At 71.6% G+C, this 22,048-nt stretch carries 23 protein-coding genes and 2 pseudogenes; 11 read left to right on the top strand and 14 right to left on the bottom strand.

Annotated elements, in window-relative coordinates:
• Nucleotides 1–108 precede the first annotated feature (108 nt).
• Both AB0I68_RS03540 and AB0I68_RS03535 read right to left on the bottom strand, forming a co-directional pair.
• Entirely contained in the window at nt 109–366 is a 258-nt protein-coding gene (locus AB0I68_RS03540) for a WhiB family transcriptional regulator (RefSeq protein ID WP_004937597.1), read from the bottom strand.
• A 322-nt stretch (nt 367–688) separates the two neighbouring features.
• The gene (locus tag AB0I68_RS03535; RefSeq protein ID WP_363175507.1) at nt 689–1,654 is read right to left on the bottom strand and encodes a diacylglycerol kinase family protein; all 966 of its coding nucleotides are present in this window, start codon (nt 1,652–1,654) and stop codon (nt 689–691) included.
• An 84-nt stretch (nt 1,655–1,738) separates the two neighbouring features.
• Here AB0I68_RS03535 and AB0I68_RS03530 point away from each other — a divergent pair, with 84 nt between their 5' ends.
• Nucleotides 1,739–2,176 (top strand): hypothetical protein, encoded by a 438-nt coding sequence (locus AB0I68_RS03530; RefSeq protein WP_363175506.1) that lies wholly within the window; start codon nt 1,739–1,741, stop codon nt 2,174–2,176.
• 58 nt (nt 2,177–2,234) lie between these two features.
• Here the strand turns inward: AB0I68_RS03530 and AB0I68_RS03525 are convergent, their stop codons facing one another.
• From AB0I68_RS03525 to AB0I68_RS03515, 3 genes are all read right to left on the bottom strand, one after another.
• Entirely contained in the window at nt 2,235–3,275 is a 1,041-nt protein-coding gene (locus AB0I68_RS03525; RefSeq protein WP_363175505.1) for an RNA polymerase sigma factor SigF, read from the bottom strand.
• Nucleotides 3,272–3,685 (bottom strand): anti-sigma regulatory factor, encoded by a 414-nt coding sequence (locus tag AB0I68_RS03520; protein WP_030153599.1) that lies wholly within the window; start codon nt 3,683–3,685, stop codon nt 3,272–3,274. Before AB0I68_RS03520 ends, AB0I68_RS03525 begins: the two co-directional genes overlap by 4 nt.
• 204 nt (nt 3,686–3,889) lie before the next feature.
• Nucleotides 3,890–4,150, bottom strand: coding sequence for a UBP-type zinc finger domain-containing protein (locus AB0I68_RS03515; RefSeq protein WP_363175504.1), 261 nt, complete (start codon nt 4,148–4,150; stop codon nt 3,890–3,892).
• A 75-nt stretch (nt 4,151–4,225) separates the two neighbouring features.
• On the opposite strand from AB0I68_RS03515, the gene AB0I68_RS03510 reads away from it, so the two are divergent.
• A complete protein-coding gene (locus tag AB0I68_RS03510) occupies nt 4,226–5,803 on the top strand; it encodes a Na+/H+ antiporter (RefSeq protein ID WP_363175503.1) in 1,578 nt (525 codons plus the stop codon).
• A 137-nt stretch (nt 5,804–5,940) separates the two neighbouring features.
• Here AB0I68_RS03510 and AB0I68_RS03505 read toward each other — a convergent pair whose 3' ends face one another.
• The 4 genes from AB0I68_RS03505 to AB0I68_RS03490 all read right to left on the bottom strand — a co-directional run bounded on the left by AB0I68_RS03505 (nt 5,941) and on the right by AB0I68_RS03490 (nt 9,509).
• Nucleotides 5,941–6,849, bottom strand: a complete 909-nt coding sequence (locus tag AB0I68_RS03505) for a pyridoxal-phosphate dependent enzyme (RefSeq protein WP_363175502.1) — start codon at nt 6,847–6,849, stop codon at nt 5,941–5,943.
• 153 nt (nt 6,850–7,002) lie between these two features.
• Entirely contained in the window at nt 7,003–7,593 is a 591-nt protein-coding gene (locus AB0I68_RS03500; protein ID WP_363175501.1) for an N-acetylmuramoyl-L-alanine amidase, read from the bottom strand.
• A 152-nt stretch (nt 7,594–7,745) separates the two neighbouring features.
• The gene (locus AB0I68_RS03495; protein WP_363175500.1) at nt 7,746–8,942 is read right to left on the bottom strand and encodes a globin domain-containing protein; all 1,197 of its coding nucleotides are present in this window, start codon (nt 8,940–8,942) and stop codon (nt 7,746–7,748) included.
• A 111-nt stretch (nt 8,943–9,053) separates the two neighbouring features.
• Nucleotides 9,054–9,509 (bottom strand): Rrf2 family transcriptional regulator, encoded by a 456-nt coding sequence (locus AB0I68_RS03490; protein ID WP_363175499.1) that lies wholly within the window; start codon nt 9,507–9,509, stop codon nt 9,054–9,056.
• A 226-nt stretch (nt 9,510–9,735) separates the two neighbouring features.
• Here AB0I68_RS03490 and AB0I68_RS03485 point away from each other — a divergent pair, with 226 nt between their 5' ends.
• The 5 genes from AB0I68_RS03485 (at nt 9,736) to AB0I68_RS03465 (ending at nt 13,908) form a co-directional block, all read left to right on the top strand.
• On the top strand, nt 9,736–11,142 hold the full coding sequence (locus AB0I68_RS03485) for a family 2B encapsulin nanocompartment shell protein (protein ID WP_363175498.1): 1,407 nt from the start codon (nt 9,736–9,738) through the stop codon (nt 11,140–11,142).
• A 44-nt stretch (nt 11,143–11,186) separates the two neighbouring features.
• Complete coding sequence (locus AB0I68_RS03480; protein ID WP_363175497.1) at nt 11,187–12,236, top strand: family 2 encapsulin nanocompartment cargo protein polyprenyl transferase; 1,050 nt, start codon at nt 11,187–11,189, stop codon at nt 12,234–12,236.
• A gap of 133 nt (nt 12,237–12,369) precedes the next feature.
• Nucleotides 12,370–12,969, top strand: a complete 600-nt coding sequence (locus tag AB0I68_RS03475; RefSeq protein WP_363175496.1) for a GNAT family N-acetyltransferase — start codon at nt 12,370–12,372, stop codon at nt 12,967–12,969.
• 85 nt (nt 12,970–13,054) lie between these two features.
• Nucleotides 13,055–13,639, top strand: a complete 585-nt coding sequence (locus tag AB0I68_RS03470; protein ID WP_363175495.1) for a dihydrofolate reductase family protein — start codon at nt 13,055–13,057, stop codon at nt 13,637–13,639.
• Nucleotides 13,640–13,677: 38 nt separating this feature from the next.
• Nucleotides 13,678–13,908 carry a hypothetical protein gene (locus tag AB0I68_RS03465; protein ID WP_363175494.1) on the top strand — a complete coding sequence of 77 codons (231 nt, stop codon included), beginning with the start codon at nt 13,678–13,680 and terminating at the stop codon, nt 13,906–13,908.
• A gap of 27 nt (nt 13,909–13,935) precedes the next feature.
• Here AB0I68_RS03465 and AB0I68_RS03460 read toward each other — a convergent pair.
• Nucleotides 13,936–14,058: pseudogene (locus tag AB0I68_RS03460) on the bottom strand (snapalysin family zinc-dependent metalloprotease); the annotation flags it as partial.
• Between AB0I68_RS03460 and AB0I68_RS03455 the strand changes: the two are divergent.
• The 3 genes and pseudogenes from AB0I68_RS03455 to AB0I68_RS03445 form a co-directional block, all read left to right on the top strand.
• Nucleotides 14,048–14,902: pseudogene (locus AB0I68_RS03455) on the top strand (LysR family transcriptional regulator); the annotation flags it as partial. The pseudogenes AB0I68_RS03460 and AB0I68_RS03455 sit on opposite strands and share 11 nt — an antisense overlap.
• A 276-nt stretch (nt 14,903–15,178) precedes the next feature.
• Nucleotides 15,179–16,093: a DUF4097 family beta strand repeat-containing protein gene (locus AB0I68_RS03450; protein WP_363175493.1), complete on the top strand. Its 915-nt coding sequence runs from the start codon at nt 15,179–15,181 to the stop codon at nt 16,091–16,093.
• A 1-nt stretch (nt 16,094) separates the two neighbouring features.
• The gene (locus tag AB0I68_RS03445) at nt 16,095–17,036 is read left to right on the top strand and encodes a helix-turn-helix transcriptional regulator (protein ID WP_363175492.1); all 942 of its coding nucleotides are present in this window, start codon (nt 16,095–16,097) and stop codon (nt 17,034–17,036) included.
• An 8-nt stretch (nt 17,037–17,044) separates the two neighbouring features.
• Here the strand turns inward: AB0I68_RS03445 and AB0I68_RS03440 are convergent, their stop codons facing one another.
• The 4 genes from AB0I68_RS03440 to AB0I68_RS03425 form a co-directional block, all read right to left on the bottom strand.
• On the bottom strand, nt 17,045–17,605 hold the full coding sequence (locus AB0I68_RS03440; RefSeq protein ID WP_363175491.1) for a Clp protease N-terminal domain-containing protein: 561 nt from the start codon (nt 17,603–17,605) through the stop codon (nt 17,045–17,047).
• Nucleotides 17,605–17,814: a helix-turn-helix domain-containing protein gene (locus tag AB0I68_RS03435; RefSeq protein ID WP_363175490.1), complete on the bottom strand. Its 210-nt coding sequence runs from the start codon at nt 17,812–17,814 to the stop codon at nt 17,605–17,607. The genes AB0I68_RS03440 and AB0I68_RS03435 overlap by 1 nt, the downstream gene beginning before the upstream one ends.
• 69 nt (nt 17,815–17,883) lie before the next feature.
• Entirely contained in the window at nt 17,884–18,846 is a 963-nt protein-coding gene (locus AB0I68_RS03430; RefSeq protein WP_363175489.1) for a zinc-binding dehydrogenase, read from the bottom strand.
• A gap of 482 nt (nt 18,847–19,328) precedes the next feature.
• A complete protein-coding gene (locus AB0I68_RS03425) occupies nt 19,329–20,519 on the bottom strand; it encodes an NADP-dependent malic enzyme (protein WP_363175739.1) in 1,191 nt (396 codons plus the stop codon).
• Between the two features lie 536 nt (nt 20,520–21,055).
• Here AB0I68_RS03425 and AB0I68_RS03420 point away from each other — a divergent pair.
• Nucleotides 21,056–22,015, top strand: coding sequence for an ABC transporter substrate-binding protein (locus tag AB0I68_RS03420; protein WP_363175488.1), 960 nt, complete (start codon nt 21,056–21,058; stop codon nt 22,013–22,015).
• Nucleotides 22,016–22,048: the final 33 nt, after the last annotated feature.

The raw sequence follows: 22,048 nt of genomic DNA, 5'->3' as shown, positions 1-22,048 counted from the left end.
GACAGCACTGAGCCCCGGACCGAAAAGTTCTCGGTCCGGGGCTCAAGAGCACGTTGCTGAGCGCTTGTCTGGTACTACGCGCTGCGGCTCGAGGCTCGAAAGTCGATGTCAGGCGGTGGCGTTGCGCGCCCGATTGCGAGCGGCGCGGCGCTTCATCGCGCGGCGCTCGTCCTCGCTGAGACCGCCCCAGACGCCGGAGTCCTGACCGGACTCGAGCGCCCACTGCAGGCACTGCTCCATGACGGGGCAGCGGCGGCAGACGGCCTTGGCTTCCTCGATCTGCAGCAGCGCAGGACCGGTGTTGCCGATGGGGAAGAAGAGTTCCGGGTCTTCCTCGCGGCAAACGGCGTTGTGACGCCAGTCCATGGCTGCTCCATCTCCTTGTATTGCGGGCAAGTTGCTTGTGAATGTGAACGCTTTCACGAATCCCCCCGTGACGGAAGGGCGACCGCCCAGTTTCCTGGAAGGTCAGTCAGGGACTCGTGGAGGGGTTCTGGCGGTCTGTGTGGGTGCCGGGTTCTGCGGGCTGTCCCGATCGCCATGAAGAGATTCGCAAACCTCGGACGGGGATACAACCCCTTCCGGAAAGTTTTTTTTGATTCGTCGGTGTCTACTAGGTCACAGCCCTACATCGTGAGGGTGGACCGGCGTGTAAACGTTCGAGTGAAAGGACTTTGGGCCCTTCCACTCACACAATCACACGCAGTGCACGGCGTACGCCTGTGAACCGAACGCTGGTGCGCAGGCCGAGGTGGTCTCCGTCCATTTGGAACGGAAGGGGAACCTTCGAATGCAAGGTGAAGTCGGTCAGATCGTGCAGAGACACCGCGTGCTTGCCGTGCGGGCCGCGCTCAGGAGTCGAGGTCAGGAGCTGTGTGGCGTAGCGGGCGACGGCCGGAGTTGACAAACGGTTGAGTGCCAATACGTCAAGCGCGGTATCGAACGACGCCTCCGGGGAGGCATAAAGCGGACGATTGCCCAGATACGTCCACGGCGAGGTGTTGCAGATTATCGACAGCGCCAGATCGGTGACGGGATCCGCGCCGGGGCGCTCCAGCGTCACCGTGCCGTGGCGCCGGTTCGGGTCGTCCCAGAACTGGCGCATCAGCTGTCGTACATACAGAGCGTGAGTCGAACGCTTGCCGCGCTCCCGCTGCTGCTCGACCCGCCCCACCACCCCCGCGTCGAAACCGAAGCCCGCGCAGAAGGTGAACCAGCGCGCCGGAACCGACTCGTCCTCCGTGCCGGGGGTGCCGGCCGCCAGCCCCAGGCCCACCGTCCGCTCGCGTTGCTCCCGCAGCGCGTCCAGCAGGGCGCCGGTCGCCTCGACCGCGTCGTTGGGCAGTCCGAGCGCGCGGGCGAACACATTGGTCGAGCCGCCGGGGACCACCGCCAGCCGGGGCAGCCGCTCCGGATCCGGCCCGTTGTGCAGCAGCCCGTTGACCACCTCGTTGACCGTGCCGTCGCCGCCGAGCGCCACGACGAGGTCGATGCCGTTCTCGGCCGCCGTGCGGCCCAGGTCCCGGGCGTGCCCGCGGTACTCGGTGGTCACCGCCTCCAGCTTCATCTCGCTGGCCAGGGCGTGGGTCAGGACATCGCGCATGCGCGCACTGGTGGTCGTCGCTGCTGGGTTGGCCACGAGAAGTGCACGCATGAACGCCAGCCTACCGACCCGTTCACATGCGGCCCATACTGCCCGTCCCCTCCGGGCGTGCGGGCACGCGGCTACCCTGCTGGGGTGAGTACGAAGCCCGCCCCCGCCACGGCCCAGCCGGCCGCCCCGCTGCCCGGACGGCTCACCGCCGCCGCCGCGCTGACCGCCCTGGAGGGCCTGGCGCTGGCCGGCCTCGGCGTCTACATGCTGTTCGTGGGCATCGCAGGCGACCCCGACTCCCCGCAGCAGGCCGAGACCGGAGGCATCACCCTGCTCGCGCTCGCCGCGCTGCCGCTGATCGCGGCCCGCGGGCTGCGCCTCGGCCGCCGCTGGAGCCGCGGGCCCGCGCTGATCACCCAGCTGATGGCGCTGCCGGTGGCGTGGACGCTGTACTCCGCGGGCGGGGCGATGATCGCCGCCGCCGTGGCGCTGGCCGTGGCCGCGGTGGCCGTCGTGGCCCTGCTGGTGAACCCGACGGCGACCGAGGCACTGGGAATCGGGCCCGGCGAGCGGACCCGATAGCCGTACGAGCGGCAGGGCTCGTACGCGTACTTCCTGCTCCTGCTCCCTGCTCCCGCTCCTACTCCTCGACCAGGAGCTTCTCGCGCAGCTGGGCCAGGGTGCGGGCCAGCAGGCGGGAGACGTGCATCTGGGAGATGCCGACCTCCTGCGCGATCTGCGACTGGGTCATGTTGCCGAAGAAACGGAGAAGCAGGATCCGCTTCTCCCGCGGAGGCAGCCCCTCCAGCAGCGGCTTGAGCGACTCGCGGTACTCGACGCCCTCCAGCGCCTCGTCCTCCGCGCCCAGGGTGTCCGCGACCGCCGGCGACTCGTCGTCGGTGTCCGGGACGTCCAGCGAGAGCGTGCTGTAGGCATTGGCCGATTCCAGCCCCTCCAGCACCTCCTCCTCCGAGATCCCGAGCCGTTCCGCGAGCTCGTGGACCGTGGGGGAACGGCCGTGCTGCTGGGACAGCTCCGCCGTGGCCGTGGTCAGCGAGAGCCGCAGCTCCTGCAGACGCCGGGGCACGCGCACGGCCCAGCCCTTGTCGCGGAAGTGCCGCTTGATCTCGCCGACCACGGTGGGCGTCGCGTACGTGGAGAACTCGACCCCGCGGTCCGGGTCGAACCGGTCCACCGACTTGATCAGACCGATCGTGGCGACCTGCGTCAGGTCGTCCAGCGGCTCACCGCGATTGCGGAACCGCCGGGCGAGGTGCTCGACCAGCGGCAGGTGCATCCGAACGAGCCGGTTGCGCAGCTCGGCCTTCTCCACCGAGCCGTCGGGCAGCGCCCGCAGCTCGATGAACAGGGCCCGCGCCCCGCTGCGGTCGCGCGGATCGGGCAGCGCCGTGGGCGCCGGCAGCACCGGTGTCGGTGTCGGTGCCGGTTCCGAGCCCGGGGCCGTGGCAGCGGCCCCGGGTGGCTGTGAGACGTGTGGTTCTTCGTGCTGGTTCTCGCTCATAGGGCCCGCCCGTCGCTCCGCCGAGTCCAAAAAGCCGTCTTCCGCATCCGCGTCAGCCGGGTGCGGCCGGGCGTGCTGCTGCTCCGGGATGCCGCCGTCGACCTCGTGCCGTACCCGGGGCCGATCCCCGCCCCGCACCGGGATCTCCCCGCCGCTCACGCCGGGCCTGGACCCGCGCCGCGCTGTTTGTAGAGGCTGATGCTCACCGTCCGGTCCTCCTCGACGGTGGATTCGACCTTGCCGGCCAGCGCCGACAGGACGGTCCAGGCGAACGTGTCGCGCTCCGGCGCACGCCCGTCCGTGGTCGGCGCCGAGACGGTCACCTCCAGCGAGTCGTCGACCAACCGGAAAACGCAGCTGAGGACGGAGCCGGGCACGGCCTGTTGGAGCAGGATCGCGCAGGCCTCGTCCACCGCGATGCGGAGGTCCTCGATCTCGTCGAGGGTGAAGTCCAAACGTGCCGCGAGGCCGGCCGTGGCCGTTCGCAGCACCGACAGGTAGGCACCCGCAGCGGGCAGCCGGACTTCCACGAAGTCCTGGGTCCCGGGCTCGCCTGCGATCTGGGACACCCTCACCTCCAAGGTGGTACGAGCTCTGTTCGCCGGTGACGCTATCGCGATCCGGGCGATCGTGTCGCGGCACCCCTCATGGCGCCCGTTTCAGGTGCCCCCGCCCACGGCCAGTGACTGATGGTAAGCCTATGGGTACGCACAGTGGCTAGGGGTCTGCGGGCCCAAATCAGGGGAACCGGCGGAGGGTTGACCTACCCCGCCTCAGACGATCGAACCGTCGACAAAACACCACCGCCACGTCTCGCCCGGCTCGAAGCTTCGCATGACCGGATGGCCGGTGCTCTGATAATGCGCCGTGGCGTGCCGGTGCGGGGAGGAATCGCAGCACGCCACGTATCCGCACCCCAGGCACATCCGCAACTGCACGGGATGGCTGCCGAGTGCCTGACATTCAGGGCAGGTCAGGGCAGTCGGGACAGGCTCGGGGCGCGGCAGTTCGGGAACGTGGATGCACTCGCTCATGATGGCCAGCGTACTGACGTGCGGGCGCCGCAGGACGAATGCCGATCAGCGACGACGAGCGAAGGTGGATCTTCGATGGAGGTATTGCCGCTGGTGGCGCTGGTGGCGGTCAGCGCGGTCGTTGCGGGGGCCGCCCGCCGGACCAGGGTGCCCGCGCCCCTGCTGCTGGTCGCCGTCGGCCTGATCGCCTCGTACGTCCCGGGCGTGCCCTCGTACGCCCTCGACCCGCACATCGTGCTGCCGCTGCTGCTCCCGCCGCTGCTGTACACGGCCGCCGTGGACAGCTCGTACCTGGATCTGCGGGCGAACGTACGGCCCATCGCGCTGCTGTCGGTCGGGTACGTGCTCTTCGCGACGCTCGCCGTCGGGTACGCGGCGTACCTGGTGGTGCCGGGGCTGTCGCTGCCGGTGGCGCTGGTGCTGGGCGCGGTGATCGCGCCGCCCGACGCGGTGGCCGCGACGGCGATCGCCCGCAAGCTCGGGCTGCCGAACCGGATCACGACCATCCTGCAGGGCGAGTCCCTGGTGAACGACGCCACCGCGATCACCGCGTACAAGGTGGCGCTGGCCGCGGCGGTCGGGGTGAGCGCCGGCTGGGCGGGCGGGATCGCGGAGTTCCTGCTGGCCTCGGTGGGGGGCGTCGGCGTGGGCCTGGTGCTGATGGTGCCGATCCACCACCTGCGCAAGCGGCTGCGGGAGCCGCTGCTCCAGAACACCCTGTCCTTGCTGATCCCGTTCGTGGCGTACGCGGCGGCCGAGCGGGTGCACGCCTCGGGCGTGCTCGCGGTGGTCGTGGTGGCGCTGTACCTCGGGCACCGCAACTGGCAGGTCGACTTCGCGACCCGGCTCCAGGAGGAGGCGGTGTGGAAGATGGTCGCCTTCATCCTCGAGTCGGTGGTCTTCGCGCTGATCGGCCTCCAGCTGCCGGTGGTCCTGAAGGGGCTCGTGGAGTACGAGGGCTGGCACGCGGCCTGGTACGCGCTGGCGGTGTTCCTGGCGGTGGTGGTGGCCCGCTTCGTGTGGGTGTTCCCGGCCACCTTCGTGCCCCGGCTGTCGGAGCGGATCCGGACCCGGGAGCCGGACACCAGCTGGAAGGCGCCGGTGATCGTGGGCTGGGCCGGGATGCGGGGGGTGGTCTCGCTGGCGATCGCCTTCTCGGTGCCGATCAGCGTGCCGCACCGGAACCTGATCCTCTTCCTGACGTTCACGACGGTGATCGGCACGCTGGTGGTGCAGGGCCTGACGCTGCCGCCGCTGATCCGGCTGCTGCGCCTGCCGCCGCGGGACCTGCACGCGGAGACGCTGGCGGAGGCCCAGGCCCAGAGCGAGGCCTCGCGGTCGGCGGAGGACCGGCTGGCGGAGCTGCTGGCCGAGCCGGAGAACGCGCTGCCGCCGCCGCTGGCGGAGCGGCTCCGCACGGTGATGGAACGGCGGCGCAACGCGGTGTGGGAGCGGCTGGGGGAGGTCAACCCGGTCACCGGCGAATCGGCGGACGACGTCTACCGGCGCCTCGCGCGGGAGATGATCGCGGCCGAGCGCGAGGTGTTCGTGACCTTGCGGGACCACCGCCGGATCGACGACGAGATGCTGCGGGGTCTGCTGCGCAGGCTGGACCTGGAGGAGGCGGCGGCCTACCGCGAGGACGCGGCCTGACCCCCGGGCGGGGTGCGGGGGCCGGCCCCGGGCAACGGCGGCGCACCGTGCGGGTCCGGGGCGGAGTCCCGGGAAACGGGGAAGGGCCGGGCAGGGGACGGCTCCGCGCAGCGGGAGCGGTCTGCGCCGGACACCCCCTAGGGGCGCCCCGTGACGACGGCGGTCAGGGCGGTACCAGGCGGGAAGGCGCCCGATTCCGTGAGGGACGCCAGGGCCCAGAGGAGCTTGGCCACGTAGATCCGCTCGACCGGGAGCCCGTGCCGCTCCTCGAAATCGGCGGCGAACGCGTCCAGCACCGCGGGGACGCGTGCGTAGCCGCCGTGGTGGAAGCCCTCCGCCAGGCTCCAGAGCCCGGCCGGGCCCCCGAAGGCCGCCTGCTGGAGGGAACGTATCTCCGCCCCGATGAACTCGCCCGCCAGGACGGGAACGCCCAGCGCCCGCTGGCCCGGTGCCAGCCCCGCCGCCAGGCCGGCCAGGGTGCCGCCCGTGCCGCAGGCCACCGCGACGACGTCGGACATGCCCCGCAGCTCGCGCCCGAGCTCCGCACACCCGTGCAGGGCGAGGGCGTTGCTGCCGCCCTCGGGGACGACGTACGAGTCGGCCGCGCCGGCCCCCGCCAGCAGCCGGGCCAGCACCTCGGGCTCGGCCTTGCGGCGGTACTCCGAGCGCGTGGCGAAGTGCAGCCGCATCCCGTCCGCCGCGCACCGGGCCAGCGAGTCGTTGAGGGGGCGGCCGGCGAGCTCGTCACCGCGGACGATGCCGACGGTCGGCATCCCCAGCAGCCGCCCGGCCGCCGCGGTGGCCCGCAGATGGTTCGAGTAGGCCCCGCCGAAGGTCACCACCCCGGGGAAGCCCCCGGCGACGGCGGCCCGCAGATTGGGCGCGAGCTTGCGCCACTTGTTGCCGGGCAGTTCGGGATGCACGAGATCGTCCCGCTTCAGCAGCAGCCGTACGCCGTGCCGGCCGAACCGCTCGTCCTGGACCTCCAGCAGCGGGGAGGGCGGCCGGGGCTGCAGGAGGACGCCGGGGTCCACGGAGCGGTTCACGCACCCATTGTGTGCCGGTCGCGCCCCCGACGCCGCACGTCGGTGCACGCCTCGAATACCGCCCCGCCCCCGGGTGCCGAAGCCCTGCCCGCGGTGCGCGGGCAGGATCCGGCCGGGTGTCGGCCGTGGGCCGGGGTGCGGTCGTGCGCCCCGCTATCCCAGGCGTTCGCCGACGCGGGCGCGGAAGGCGTCCATCGGGAAGCCCTTCGGGTCGATCTTGCCGGGCTTCCATTCGAGGTGGCCGATCACCGAGCGCTCGGTCCAGCCGTGGACCCGGCAGACGGCTGCCGCCGCGCGGGCCATGGCGTCGAGCTGGACCTCCGGCCAGGGGTCGTCGCCGTCGCCGAGGTTCTCGCACTCGAAGCCGTAGAAGTGCCGGTTGCCGTCGGTGTCCGCGTGGCGGTCCGGCGGGAGCCGCTTCTCCGCGATCACCGCCGCCAGGACGTCGGAGTCGCCCGCCCCGGCGTGGTTGGCGCGGCCGTAGCCGACCAGGTGGACCCGGCCGTCCTTGGTGATCACGCCGTGGCAGAGCGGGCCGGGAAGGTCCTCGTCGCCGTCGCGGCAGAGCGCGACGGTGAACGCGGTGCCGTGCGTGACGGTGTGGTGGATCATCACCCCGTTCACCGGGCCCCAGGGGCCCTTGTGGTTGCGGTTGTGGGTGCGCCAGGCGCCGACCTCGACGACGGTCAGGCCCTCGTTCCGCAGCGCGTTGATGAACCGGTCCGCGGACATGGGTGCGGACATGGCCGCCTCCTCTCCCGGTGCGCGATGGTCACCTTGCGTGTCCACCTCGTTGCACTCCGGTGTAATGGAGGTCGTTCTTCCGGGCTAGTGCCTTCGTACAGCGAGCGAGCCGATCCGGACACTCGTCCCGACCGGCCCGCCCGTCACGGGATTTACGCGGAGGCCAGCCACAGGTCCGGGCCGAACACCTCGTAGTGGATGTCCGAGGCCGGGATCCCCTTGGCGAGCAGCTGTGCGCGTACGGCCCGCATGAAGGGGAGGGGCCCGCACAGGTACGCCGTGGTGCCCGGGGCGACCGGGACGTCCGACAGGTCGAGGAGGCCCTCGCCGTCACCCGGCTCGGCATCGGCCTCGTACCAGAAGCGGGCCGACGCCTCGGGCAGCTTGTGCGTCAGCGCCCGGTGGTCGCTCCGCAGCGCGTGGTCGGCGGGGGAGCGGTCGGCGTGCAGGACGGTCACCGGGGCGGCGTGCCCGGTGTCGGCGAGGTGCTCGAGCATCGACAGCATCGGGGTGCAGCCGATTCCGGCCGAGGCGAGCAGGACCGGGCCCGCGGTGTCCCGCAGGACGAGGTCGCCGTACGGGGCCGAGACCCGCACCGTGTCGCCGGCCGCGACCCGGGCGTGGAGGTGGTTCGAGACCTCGCCGTCGGGGCCCGCGGCGGCCGGGCCGTGGACCCGCTTGACGGTGATCGAGCGGACCGGGGAGCCGGGGGCGCTGGTCAGGCTGTACTGGCGGATCTGGCGGGCGCCGTCGGGCAGTTCGACCTGGACCGAGACGTACTGGCCGGGCCTGAAGGAGGGGGCGGGGGAGTCGTCCGCCGGGGTCAGGTGGAAGGTGGTGCAGTCGGCGGTCTCCTCGACGCGGGCGGCGACCGTCCAGGTGCGCCAGACGTCGCCGGCGAGGACCTGCTGCTCGGCGTAGAGCCGCTCCTCGATGGCGATCAGGGCATTGGCCATCAGCCAGTACACCTCGTCCCAGGCCTCGGCCACCTCGGGGGTGACGGCCTCGCCGAGGATCTCGGCGATCGCCGCGAAGAGGTGGCGGTGGACGACCGGGTACTGCTCACGCGTGACGCCGAGGGAGGCGTGCTTGTGCGCGATGCGGTGCAGCATCACGTCGGGGCGGGTGTCCGGGTGTGCGACGAGGTGGGTCGCGAAGGCCGCGATGGAGCCGGCGAGGGCCTGCTTCTGGAGGCCGGCGTTCTGGTTGCCGCGGTTGAACAGGTCGCGGAGCAGCTCCGGGTGGGCCGCGAACAGCTTCGCGTAGAAGAGTTCCGCGATGTCGCCGATGGCCGCGCCGACGGCGGGCAGGGTGGCACGTACGGTCTCGGTCGACTTCTCGGACAGCATGCGGAGCTCCTCGTTCGATAATTGGTATGTGAGATGCGTATTTTTGGGTGTGGGTACACCCGTTCGGGTCGAGGGTGGCAGGCCATGGGAACCGGCCATCCGCTCCCGGGTTCAGGGGCTGTCGGTCCGCCCCGGAGGGCCGCCCGAAATGCCCAGCAGCAGCGGGCCGGTGGGTGCCGCGACCAGGTCTTCCACCGTCAGCGGGTCCAGTGCGGCGAAGAACGCCTCCTGGGCCCGGCGCAGCGCGCCCCGCAGGAGGCAGGCCCCGCGCAGCGGGCAGGGGGTGGTGCCCTCGCAGTCCACGACGTCGCCCGCGCCCTCCAGTTCGCGGACCACCCCGCCCACCGAGGCGGCCCGTCCGGCGGTGGTCAGGGCGAGCCCTCCGCCGCGGCCGCGCCGCGCCTCGACCAGGCCGAGATGCTGCAGCCTGGCGACCACTTTCGCCGTGTGCGTGTACGGGACCTCCATCGTCGCCGCCACGTCGCGCGTGGTCGGGAGGTCCGTCTCCGCGACGGCCAGGCGCATCAGGACGCGCAGCGCCAGGTCGGTGAATCGGGTCAGCCGCATGGCCTCACCCTAGAAAACTCACATCTGGGATGCAAGTTAACGGCCCTCCGGGGGTCGGTGTGGCTGGAACCAGTGGGATGGGAGTGGCCTCGTGGGAATGGGGTGAACTCCAAAGGGTGCCCACGCCCCGACGGAGTAGTCCCACCCTTTTGTGTAATGGTCCCACCACGTTCCGTGCTGGAAGGCTGCATCCCGCAGATCCATGGAGTGATCGAAAGGGAGACACATGTCGGTCCAGGCAGGTTCCGATCCCGAGGTCCAGACACCGCAGCGGAGTCTTGCGACATCGGCCGCGCGGAACTTGGCAACCACGACCAAGTCCGCGCCGCAGATGCAGGAGATCACCTCGCGGTGGCTCCTGAAGATGCTCCCGTGGGTGTCCGTCCAGGGCGGCACGTACCGGGTGAACAGGCGGCTGAGCTACTCGGTCGGCGACGGACGCGTGGACTTCATCAAGACCGGGACCCAGGTCCAGGTCATCCCGGCCGAGCTCGGCGAGCTCCCGCTGCTGCGCACCTACGAGGACCTGGACGTGCTCTCCGAGCTCGCCCAGCGGTGCCGGCAGGTCGACTTCGAGGCGGGCCAGGAGCTGACCTCCTTCGGCAGCGCCTCCGACCAGGTGTTCCTGCTCGCCCATGGGCGCGTCGAACAGGTCGGTCCCGGCCCCTACGGCGAGGACGCGGTCCTGCGGACCGTCGCGGACGGCGCCTACTTCGGCGAGGACTCCCTCGTCGACGAGGAGGCGATCTGGGAGTACACCGCCCGCGCCGTCACCTCCGGCACCGCGCTCGTCCTGTCCCGCCAGGACTTCCAGCTCCTCGCCGACCGGGTCGGCTCGCTGCGCGCGCACGTGGAGACCCAGCGGTCCCTGCCCGCCCAGCGCACCAACAAGTACGGCGAGGCCGCGATCGACCTCTCCGCCGGCCACCAGGGCGAGGCCGTCCTCCCCGGCACCTTCGTGGACTACGAGGCGAAGCCGCGCGAGTACGAACTCTCCATTGCACAAACGGTCCTGCGGGTGCACACGCGCGTCGCCGACCTCTACAACCAGCCGATGAACCAGACCGAGCAGCAGTTGCGGCTCACGGTCGAGGCGCTGCGCGAGCGCCAGGAGCACGAGATGCTCAACAACCGCGAGTTCGGCCTGCTCCACAACGCCGAGTACGACCAGCGCATCCAGCCCCACGACGGCGGGCCCAGCCCCGACGACATGGACCAGCTGCTCAGCATGCGGCGCGGCTCCAAGCTGTTCCTCGCCCACCCCAAGGCCATCGCCGCCTTCGGCCGCGAGTGCAACAAGCGCGGCCTGTACCCGGAGTCGATCGAGATCGACGGGCACCGGGTGCCGTCCTGGCGCGGGGTGCCGATCTTCCCGTCCAACAAGATCCCGATCAGCGACGCCCGGACCACGTCCATCCTCTGCATGCGCACCGGCGAGGACGAGTCCGGCGTCATCGGCCTCCACCAGCCGGGGATCCCGGACGAGATCGAGCCGAGCACGTCGGTCCGCTTCATGGGCATCAGCGAGCAGGCGATCATCTCCTACCTGGTCACCGCCTACTTCTCCGCCGCGGTGCTGGTGCCGGACGCGCTCGGCATCCTGGAGAACGTCGAGATCGCCCGCTGGCGCTGAGCGGGCTGCCGAGAACCACTGGGGATCGGGATCGGGGACACGCCATGGGGACCACTGAGGCGATCACGACCGGCGAGGGGCAGGAGGCTGCGGCCCTGCTGGAGCGGACAAGAGAAACGGTCAACCCGGAACTGCGCCGCACGGTCGAGAGCCTCCCGGGTTCGATGCGGCGCGTGGCGATGTACCACTTCGGCTGGGAGCGCGCGGACGGCGCCCCGGCCGCGGGCAACGCGGGCAAGGCCATCCGCCCCGCCCTCGTGCTCGCCGCGGCCCAGGCCCTGGGGGGCCCGGACGCCAAGGCCGGGGGTGCGGTACGGGCGGCGGCGGCCGTGGAGCTGGCGCACAACTTCACGCTGCTGCACGACGACGTCATCGACAAGGACGCGAAGCGCCGGGGCAGGCCCACGGCCTGGACCGTGTTCGGGATACCGGACGCGATCATCACCGGCGACGCCATGCTGGCGCTCGCCCTGCGGCTGCTGGCGGAGGATCCGCACCCGGCCTCGGCGCGGGCCTCGGCGCGGCTCGCGGCCTGCATCATCGAGCTGTGCGCCGGCCAGCAGGCGGACTGCGCCTTCGAGCAGCGGCCGTACGTCTCGCTCGACGAGTGCCTGACCATGGCGACGGCCAAGACCGGGGCCCTGCTGGGCTGCGCCTGTGCGCTCGGCGCGCTCTACGCCGGCGCCGGGCCGGACGAGGTCGACGCGATGGACGCCTTCGGGCGGGAGGCCGGGCTGGCCTTCCAGCTGATCGACGACCTGATCGGCATCTGGGGGGATCCGGGGCACACCGGCAAGCCCGCCGGGGCCGATCTGATCGCCCGCAAGAAGTCCCTCCCGGTCGTGGCCGCCCTCACCTCGGGCACCGCGGCCGGCGACGAGCTGGCGGCCCTGTACGCGGGTCCCATGACCGGGGACGACGTGCGGAAGGCCGCCGACGCGGTGGACCGGGCCGGCGGGCGCGACTGGGCGCAGGCCCATGCCGCGGACCGGATGGGCCGGGCGGTGCAGCTGCTGTCCCGGGCCGTGCCGGACCTCGGGGCGGCGGGCGGGCTGCTGGCGCTCGCGGAGTTCGTCACCCGGCGTACCCGGTGAGCCCGTAACGGGGAAGAGGCCGTGCGCAAGCCCCGTTCCGGCACCGCATGGTGCCGGAACGGGGCTTTCCGCTGTTCCGGGCCAACTCTAGGATCGCTCGCGGTAGTTGAAACCTGAGCGAAGGGTGTGACCAGTGGCGCTGGAGATACGTCAGGCGGATCAGTCGGACCGGGACGCGGTGGCGCGGCTGCTCGACGAGGCCTTCCGCACCGACCCGGTGAGCAGCTGGGTCTTCCCGGATCCGGAGCACCGGGCCGCGGTCCACGGCGCGTTCCTGGGCGTCTTCGTGGACGTGGCGCTGGCCGAGGGCCGGATCGACTACGCAGTGGACGGCTCGGCGGCCGCCCTGTGGCTGCGGATCCCGGCCGGCGAGCCGGAGGAGGAGGACCCGGTCCCGGCGAAGATGCGCGCGGTCGCCGACCCCGGCAACGAGCGGTGCGAGCTGGTCGGCCGGCTGACGGGCGCGGTGCACCCGACCGCCGAGGAGCACGAGTACCTGCTGATGATCGCGGTCGCCCCGGGGCGGCAGGGCGAGGGGCTCGGGACCGCGCTGATGCGGCCGGTGCTCGAGCGCTGCGACCGCGAGGGCGTGCCGGCGTACCTGGAGGCGAGCAGCGCGCGCAGCAAGGGGCTGTACGAGCGGCTCGGCTGGGAGTTCACGGGCGAGGCGGTGCAGCTGCCGGAAGGGCCGCCGATGTGGCCGATGTGGCGCAAGCCGCAGGGGGCCGCGTAAATCGTGATTGCATAACCACTGCATGCGCAGTACTTTAACTGGCGTGCCCCGGAGTGGCGGCACTGTCTGACGAAAGAGACCTCGCTTGCGCAAGCTCACGTACTTCGTCGCCACCTCGGTCGACGGCTTCATCGGAGCCCCGGACGGTGACGCCGAGTCCTTCTACGGCTTCCTGGACCCCGAGTTCATCGGGTTCCTGGCGGCGGAGTACCCCGAGACCATCGCCGCCCAGGGGCGCGCCCGGCTCGGGGTCGACGACACCCCTCCGAAGCGCTTCGACGCGATCCTGATGGGCCGCAAAACGTACGAGCCGGGCCTCAAGGCGGGCATGACCAGCCCCTACGGCCACCTGCCCGAGCAGTACGTCGTCTCGCGCTCCCTCGCCACCTCGCCGGACCCCGACGTGCAGCTGATCAGCGGCGACCTCGTCGCCCGCGTGCGGGAGCTGAAGGCCCGGGACGGGCTCGGCATCTGGCTGTGCGGCGGAGCGGACCTCGCCACCCAGCTGATCGACGAGATCGACGAGATCATCGTGAAGACCTACCCGTTCTTCGCCGGCACCGGCATGCCGATGTCTCGCGCCGGTTTCGGGGCGCGCCCCTTGGAGCTGACCGGCGTCCGCACCTTCGGCGGCGGCCAGATCGTCACCACGTACGCCCGCAAGCGCTGAAACCGGCCGAACGCGCGGAACCGGCCTACCGTGGAGGTATGGCCGGCGAACAGCACCAACGGCACGATCGGCGCCACCCGTACCCGCACGAGACGGTCGCTCCGCAGGCCGGGCACGAGCAGCACACGTGCCCGGTCTGCGGGCGCTCCGTCGACACCGTCGTACGGCGGCGCAAAGCGCTCGGGATCTTCATCCCGGAGTGGGTGCCGGGTCCCTGCCGGAACCCGGACTGCCCGGAATACATACCCGAGGTGGGGAAGCTGCCCTAGCTCTTCGAGTCCCCGGTTCCCCGCGCCCTAGCTCTTCGTGCCCAGCCCCGACGCGGCCAGACCGTTGCGCCACAGCTGGTCCACGCGCGAGCGCTCCGTGCTGTCCGGGTAGGGGTTCTGGCACGAGGTGCCCGGGCCGCTCGGCGTGAGCCAGCCCTCCCTCACGACCCAGCTGCGCCGCATCGAACGCGCCCTGGACGGCGAGCTGTTCCTGCGTGAGCGCACCGGCTGCCGGCCCACCCCGTTCGGCCGCACCGTCCTCGGCCGGGCCCGCCCGCTGCTGGCCGAGATGGCCGCGCTCGTCGCCGAGGCCCGGGCGCTGGCCCGCGGCCCGCGGCTGAACATCGGCTCCACGGCCAGCCGCGCCCTGCCGGGATGGCTGCGCCGGATCCACCGGCGGCTGCCCGACACCGAGACCTCGCTGGTGGTGGACGTGTCCGCCAACGCCCTGCTCCGGATGGCGGCTTCCGGGCAGCTGGACGTGGCGTTCGTCCACGAGCTGGAGGGCAGTCCGCTGCGGGTGCCGGCCGGTCTGGAGCTGCGGGTCCTGATGGAGCGGGAGCCGCAGTTCGTCTCGATGTCCCGGGATCATCCGGCGGCGCGGCGTCCCGTGGTGGAGTTGCAGGACCTGGCGGCCGACCGGTGGACGGTGGACCCCTCCGTGGACGGCGAATGGGACGGTCTGCGGCGGGTGTTCGCCGGGGCCGGGCTGGACCCGCCCGTACTGCACGCCGACTACCACACCGCGACCTCGCTGATCGTCTCCGGTGAGGCGGTGGCCCCCTGCCAGCCGACCTCCGGGCCGCGCGACGACATGGCCATCCGGCCGCTGTCCGGCGACCCCCTGGCGGTCCGGCTGCTGCTGGCCACCCGGCCCGGCGCGCATGCCGAGGTCTTCGAGGACCTCCGGGCGGCCTACCGCGAAGCCGCCCTCCGCACGCCGCCGTACCGGGCCTGGCTCCACCACCACGCGAGCCCGCTGCTGGCGGCCTAGCCGTCGGCGGCACCGGGGCGTGGGCGGCACGGTGCGCGGACGCGGTCGTAGCCGCCCAGCACCGCCACCCCCGCTGCCCCCCCACTGACCACCGCTGACCCCCGCTGCCCCCCTGCGCCGCCGCTGCGGGGAGCGGGGCCCCGCGCAGCGGTCCTCGGTGTCGCGAGCGGCTCGGCGTCGGAACGGTCTTGACTTCGCGCTACCGCGATATATCGTGTTAGCCAGAAGACGCGATATGTTGCGTGCCGTGTCCGTACGCCGAGGAGGATCTGCACCATGGCAGAGCAGAAGACGTGGTCCGTCGCCGAACCGCAGAAGCTCACCTTCGAGGAGCCGGTGACCGAGCTCCGTGTCCGTGTCGTCGGCGGCACGGTGAACGTCGTCGCCGACGAGGGTCCGGCCCGTCTGGAGGTGGCCGCGGTCGACGGACCGCCCCTGTACGTCGTGCAGGAGGGCGGCACCCTCACCGTGTCCTACGAAGACCTGCCCTGGAACGGTTCCCAGGGCTTCAAGGAGTGGTTCGACGCCAAGCCCTGGAAGGTCTGGTCCCGCTCCGGCGCGGGCCGCAAGGCCTGGGAGCGCCGCGCCACCGTCACCCTCACCGTCCCCGCCGCCACCCACCTCCAGCTGGCGGCGGTCAGCGCCACCTCGGTCGTCTCCGGCATCGGCGGCGGCACCGACGTCGGCGGGGTCTCCGGCGACGTCACGCTGGTCGGCCTGTCCGGCAGGGTCAACGCGAGGACCGTCTCCGGCGGCGTCGAGGCCCAGTCCGTCACCGGCGAGTTCGGCTTCCACTCCGTCTCCGGCGGCCTGACCGTGGTCGACGGCGCGGGCGGCAACGTACGGGCCGACTCGGTCAGCGGTGACATGCTCATCGACCTGGCCCTCGATCCGGCCGAGCCGCGGCCGGTGGACATCTGCCTGAACTCCGTGTCCGGGCAGGTCGCGATCCGCCTTCCGCACCCCGCCGACGCGCGGGTGGAGGCCAACACGGCCAGCGGTGGCGTCTCCAACGCCTTCGAGGACCTGCACGTCTCCGGCCAGTTCGGCGCCAAGCGGATCACCGGCACCCTCGGCGCCGGCACCGGCACCCTGCGGGCCACCACCGTCTCGGGTGCCATCGCCCTGCTGCGCCGCCCGGCCGCCGACACCCCTGCCGCTCCTCTCGTGCTCGACAAGAAGGTGCTCTGACATGCCGCCCGTCTTCGCCCACGGCCGCCTCCGCCTCTACCTGCTCAAGCTGCTGGACGAGGCCCCGCGGCACGGGTACGAGGTGATCCGCCTGCTGGAGGAGCGTTTCCAGGGCCTGTACGCGCCCTCCGCGGGCACGGTGTACCCCCGGCTGGCCAAGCTGGAGGCCGAGGGGCTGGTCACGTACGCCACCGAAGGCGGGCGCAAGGTCTACTCCATCACCGAGGCGGGCCGCGCCGAACTGGCCGACCGCGGCGGTGAGCTCGCCGACCTGGAGCTGGAGATCCGAGACTCGGTCTCCGAGCTGGCCGCCGAGATCCGTGACGACGTACGGGGTGCGGCGGGTGCCCTGCGGCGCGAGATGCGGGCCGCGGCCTCCGCGACGGCGGCCCCGGTCGAGGACGCGTCCTGGGCGGCGGCCAAGGAGGAGCTGCGCAAGGCCAGGCAGGAGTGGAAGGAGCAGGCGCGCCGGGCGAAGGACGAGAGCCGCCGGGCGCGCGAGGAGGCCCAGCAGGCCCGCCGCCAGGCCAAGGAGGCGCAGGAGCGGGCGCGCGAGGAGGTCATGCGGATCGCGGGCCAGCTTCAGGAGCAGTTCGCGAAGTCCGGCGGGGTGCTGGGCAATCTGGCCGGCACCTGGCTCGGCGGCGGCACGACCGGTGCGGGTACCACCACCGGCGCCGGGCCCGGCACCGGCGCTGATGCCGCGCCCGGTGCCGCCGCGGAGACCGCCGGCGCCGCGGCGGCGGACCCGCACTGGGCCGAGGACCTCACCCCCACCGGCGACCCGGCCCGCGACCTGGACCGCCTGCTGGACCGCTTCCGCGACGACGTCCGCGACGCGGCCCGCGACCACGGTGTCACCCCGGCCAAGCTGGCCGAGGCCCGTGCCCACCTCGCGGCGGCGGCGGACCGCCTCGCCGCGACGCTCCGGCCGTCGCGATAGGTCGCGAATCAGGCCGCCAGGCCCGCTTCGGCCGCCGCGTACGTGACGCCGTGGTCCGCCAGGACCTCGGCGGCCGTGCCCGGGCGGGAGAGCAGGGCGAGTAGCAGGTGCAGGGTGGCGATGTGGCGGTCGTGGCGGCCCAGCGCGATGCGCAGGGACTGTTCCAGGGTCTTCTTCGCGCCCGCCGTGAGGGGGACGTGGCGCCTCTCCGGCTCCGGGCGGCCCAGCGCCGAGCGGAGCGAGGAGCCCAGGGACCGCCGCCGCGGGGTCGCCGAGGCCAGTGCGCCTTCGCCGTGGGTCTCCTCGACCCGCGAGACGATCTCGGTGAGGTCGATGCCGAGGCCCGCGAGGGCCTCCTCGTCCGCCCGGGACATGCCGCCCCGGCGGCGGGCCGCGGCGAGGTCCGCCGCCACCGCGGCGCGGTCCACGCCCAGCGGGTCCAGGGCGCCCCGGTCCAGCAGGGCGAGGAGGAGGTGCTCCTCGGTGACGGTGGCGGCCCCCGCGTGCCGGGCCCCGGCCACGGCGCCCGTCACGGCGTCCCGGGCGTCCTGCGTGAAGCGTTCGAACATCAGACCCTCCCGTGCTTCTTGTGTACGGCCTGGCGGCTGACGCCCAGTTCGGCCGCGATCTCCTGCCAGGACCACCCCTGCGCGCGGGCGCTGCGCACCTGTACGGCCTCCAACTGCTCCAGCAGCCTCCGGAGCGCGGTCACGGCACGCAGGCCCACGCGCGGGTCACGGTCGCCGGCCCGCTCGGCGAGATCGGTCGCTTCTGTCATGCCTGTCAATGTAGGTTGACGAGCGCGACGGTGTCAATCATCGTTGACGAAGCGGCGGGAGGTCCCGGCTCACACGGTCAGGACGATCTTGCCGAACAGGTCGCCGGCCTCCAGCTTCTCGAAGCCCTCCCGCGCCCGGTCGAGCGGCAGGACCTCGTCGATCACCGGTCGCACCCCGGTCGCCGCGCAGAACGCCAGCAGGTCCTCCAGCTCGTCCTTCGACCCCATCGTGGAGCCGACCACCTTGAGTTCCAGGAAGAAGATCCGGGTCAGCTCGGCGTGCGCGGGACGGTCCCCGCTCGTGGCGCCCGAGATGACCAGGGTGCCGCCCGGGCGCAGCGACTTGACGGAGTGTGACCAGGTGGCCGCGCCGACCGTCTCGATCACGGCGTCCACCCGCTGCGGCAGCCGCGCGCCCGGCTCGTACGCCTCCACCGCGCCCAGCTCCACCGCCCGCTTGCGCTTGGCCTCGTCGCGGCTGGTGGCGAAGACCCGCAGGCCCGCCGCCTTGCCGAGGGCGATCGCGGCGGTCGCGACCCCGCCGCCCGCGCCCTGTACGAGCACCGAGTCGCCGGGGCGCACGCCCGCGTTGGTGAACAGCATCCGGTACGCCGTCAGCCATGCCGTCGGCAGGCACGCGGCCTCCTCGAACGACAGCTCGGCGGGCTTGCGCAGCACGTTCCAGGCGGGGACGGTCACCTGCTCCGCGAAGGTGCCCTGGTAGCGCTCGGTCAGGATCGAGCGCGGCTCGTCGGGGCCGACCCCGTGGCCGGTCTGGCCGATCACGGAGTGCAGGACGACCTCGTTGCCGTCCTGGTCGACGCCTGCGGCGTCGCAGCCGAGGATCATCGGGAGTTTGTCCTCGCCGAGGCCGACCCCGCGCAGCGACCACAGGTCGTGGTGGTTGAGGGAGGCGGCCTTGACGTTCACGGTCACCCAGCCGGGGCGGTCCTCGGGGGCCGGGCGCTCGCCCAGCACAAGGCCGCTCAGCGGCTGGTCACGGTCGATTCGGGCGGCGTAGGCAGCGAACATGCCGCGACGCTACCGCCCGGTAGCGCGGCGGGCCAGTCCTGTCGGCGCTCTGCAGGTGAGGCCTTCGTCGCACGGCCGTCCGTAGGAGTCGGTGTCCGTCGGCGGGAACCGGACGGGGGTCTCCGTGCGTCCGTACTGGGCCCGCGCGGAGCCTGAGCGGAACCGTTCGTTGCGCGCTCAACCATGGGTCGCACGTGCGGTCTTGTGCCGGCGGAGGGGGAAAGCGGAACGTCAAAATCAAGCCTTGGGTAGCGGTAATATTCACGCCATGCGGCCCGGCTGGTCATGAGCCTGCCACTTTTTGGCCGCATCCCTGTTGACGAAGCGTCAGCTTCGTCGAGGCGCAGAGGCGGAGCATCCCCTCCCGGTTCGGGGGCGGGGAGGGTGTGCCCCGTGCGCGCAGTACGCGAAGGTGCGTGAAAAAGGAGGGGCCCGACCGGATGGTTCATCCGGTCGGGCCCCTCCTCGCGTCTGCCGCCGGGTCAGGCCAGGCGGGCCACGCCGTCGGCCTTGGCCGCCGCGGCGACCGCGGCCGCAACGGCCTCGGCGACGCGCTCGTCGAACGGCGACGGGATCACGTAGTCGGCGGCGAGCTCGTCACCCACGACACCGGCGATGGCGTCGGCGGCGGCGATCTTCATGCCCTCGGTGATCCGGCTGGCGCGGACCTTCAGGGCGCCCGCGAAGATGCCCGGGAACGCCAGCACGTTGTTGATCTGGTTCGGGAAGTCCGAGCGGCCCGTGGCCACGACCGCCGCGTACTTGTGCGCGACGTCCGGGTGGACCTCCGGGTTCGGGTTGGCCATGGCGAAGACGAAGGCGTCCTTCGCCATCGAGGCCACCGCCTCCTCGGGCACCGTGCCGCCGGAGACGCCGATGAACACGTCCGCGCCGTTCAGGGCCGCTTCCAGGGAGCCGGTCTGGCCGGTCTTGTTCGTCAGGCCCGCGATCTCCGCCTTGACGTCCGTCAGGTCGGAGCGGTCCGCCGAGACGACGCCCTTGCGGTCGGTGACGCAGACGTCGCCGATGCCCGCGTCCACGAGGATCTTGGCGATGGCGATGCCCGCCGCGCCCGCACCCGAGATCACGGCGCGCAGGTCGCCGAGCGTGCGCCCGGTCAGCTTCGCGGCGTTGCGCAGGGCGGCCAGCGTCACGATCGCCGTGCCGTGCTGGTCGTCGTGGAAGATCGGGATGTCCAGGGCTTCCTGGAGCCGGCGCTCGATCTCGAAGCAGCGGGGGGCGGAGATGTCCTCCAGGTTCACCCCTCCGAAGGACGGGGCGAGGCGGATGACCGTCTCGATGATCTCGTCCGTGTCCTTGGTCGCGAGCGCGATCGGCACCGCGTCCACACCACCGAACTGCTTGAACAGGATGGCCTTGCCCTCCATCACGGGGAGGGAGGCCTCGGGACCGATGTCACCGAGTCCGAGCACGGCCGTGCCGTCGGTGACGACGGCGACCACGTTGGACTTCCAGGTGTACTCGTTCACCAGCTCGGGCTGCTCCGCGATGGCGCTGCAGACCTTCGCCACGCCGGGCGTGTACGCGAGGGACAGGTCATCCTTGTTCTGGACCGGCACCGTGGCCTGGATGGCCATCTTGCCGCCCCGGTGCAGTGCGAACACCGCGTCCGGGTTGTTGTCCGTCGCGCTGTCGCTGCGAGGATTGACGATCTCCGCTGCCACTTTCTTGGCCCCTTAAGTCTTTGAATCATTGAGGGTGACCACACCTGGTTAAGGGGTGGGCGGGCACCGCGTCCGTACTCCGCATCGACGGTTGGCCCGTCTCCGCGAAGGGGAGGTTCGTACGCGCGGGCGCGCCGCACGCGCGCCCTGAGCCCCGGATGAGGGGTGTAAGGATCCGTTGTACCCGAAGAACGCTCACCCAGACGAGTCGATTCCTGCTCGACAGTAGACCTCTTGTCCTGTTTTTGGCGAAAGGTCCAAACGCCTCTGTCCAATGGGCGAGACGGACCGCAAATAGTCCGTCAAAAGGGCCAGGTCGCGGCGGTTTCTGCGGCCGCAGGAGCCCCTTCCCGCAGTCCTGTTGGGCACCCCCACCCACCCGTTATCCGATTTTGACCTGACGAACTGCCTGAATGCGGCAGTCCGAATGGCAAGATGCCGTAATCACACGAGGTCGCGACACTCGAAGATGCGTGCCCGACCGCTCTCGGATGCTTTCCCCAGCCACCCGGAGGAACCAGCTCATGACCGCAAGCACCACCCGTCGTACGACCGCCGCACGGTCCCGGATCGCCGCGGTCGGCGCGATCGCGGTCGCCGGCGCCCTGATCCTCACCGGCTGTGGAGACCAGACGGACAAGGGCTCCTCGTCGACGCCCTCCGGTGGTACCTCGAAGGACAGCTCCGCCCCGCTCTTCTCGGCCCTGCCGAAGAAGATCCAGGACGCCGGTGTCATCAAGGTCGGCACGGACTCCGCCTACGCCCCGATGGAATTCGTAGAGGGCGGCAAGATCGTCGGTGTCGACCCCGACATCGCCGAGGCGCTCGGCAAGCAGCTCGGTGTGAAGTTCCAGTTCACCGCGGGCACCTTCGACGGCCTGATCACCTCGATCTACACCGGCCGTGAAGACGCGATCATGTCGTCGATCACCGACAACAAGAAGCGCCAGGAGGGTCTGGACGACAAGGGCCAGAAGATCGGAAAGGGGATCGACTTCGTCGACTACTTCTCCTCCGGCCTCTCGCTCCTCGTCAAGAAGGGCAACCCCGAGGGCATCAAGTCCATGGACGACCTCTGCGGCAAGACCGTGGCCGTCCAGCGCGGCACGATCTACGAGGACAGCTTCAAGGCCCAGGCCGACAAGTGCGGCGACAAGAAGCTCACCATCCAGGCCTTCGACACCGACGCCGAGGCGCAGACCCGCGTCAAGGCCGGCGGCGCCGTCGCCGACCTGAACGACTACCCGGTCGCCGCCTACACGGTGAAGACCTCCGGTGGCGGCAACGACTTCGAGGTCGCCGGCCAGCAGAGCGACGTCGGCCTCTTCGGCATCGGCGTGAGCAAGGACAACAACCAGCTCCGCGACGCCCTCAAGCAGGCCCTCGACGCCGCGATCAAGGACGGCTCCTACGGCAAGGCGCTGGAGAAGTGGAACGTGCAGGACAGTGCCGTCAAGGCCGCGACGGTCAACGCAGGTCAGTAAGTCCAGCGCTCCACGCTCCACTGAAGGGCAGTC

It is taken from the genome of Streptomyces sp. NPDC050448 (assembly GCF_040655295.1).
GTDB lineage: Bacteria > Actinomycetota > Actinomycetes > Streptomycetales > Streptomycetaceae > Streptomyces.
Note: the sequence above shows the minus strand (reverse complement) of the source record. Positions and strands in the feature narration are given on the sequence as shown.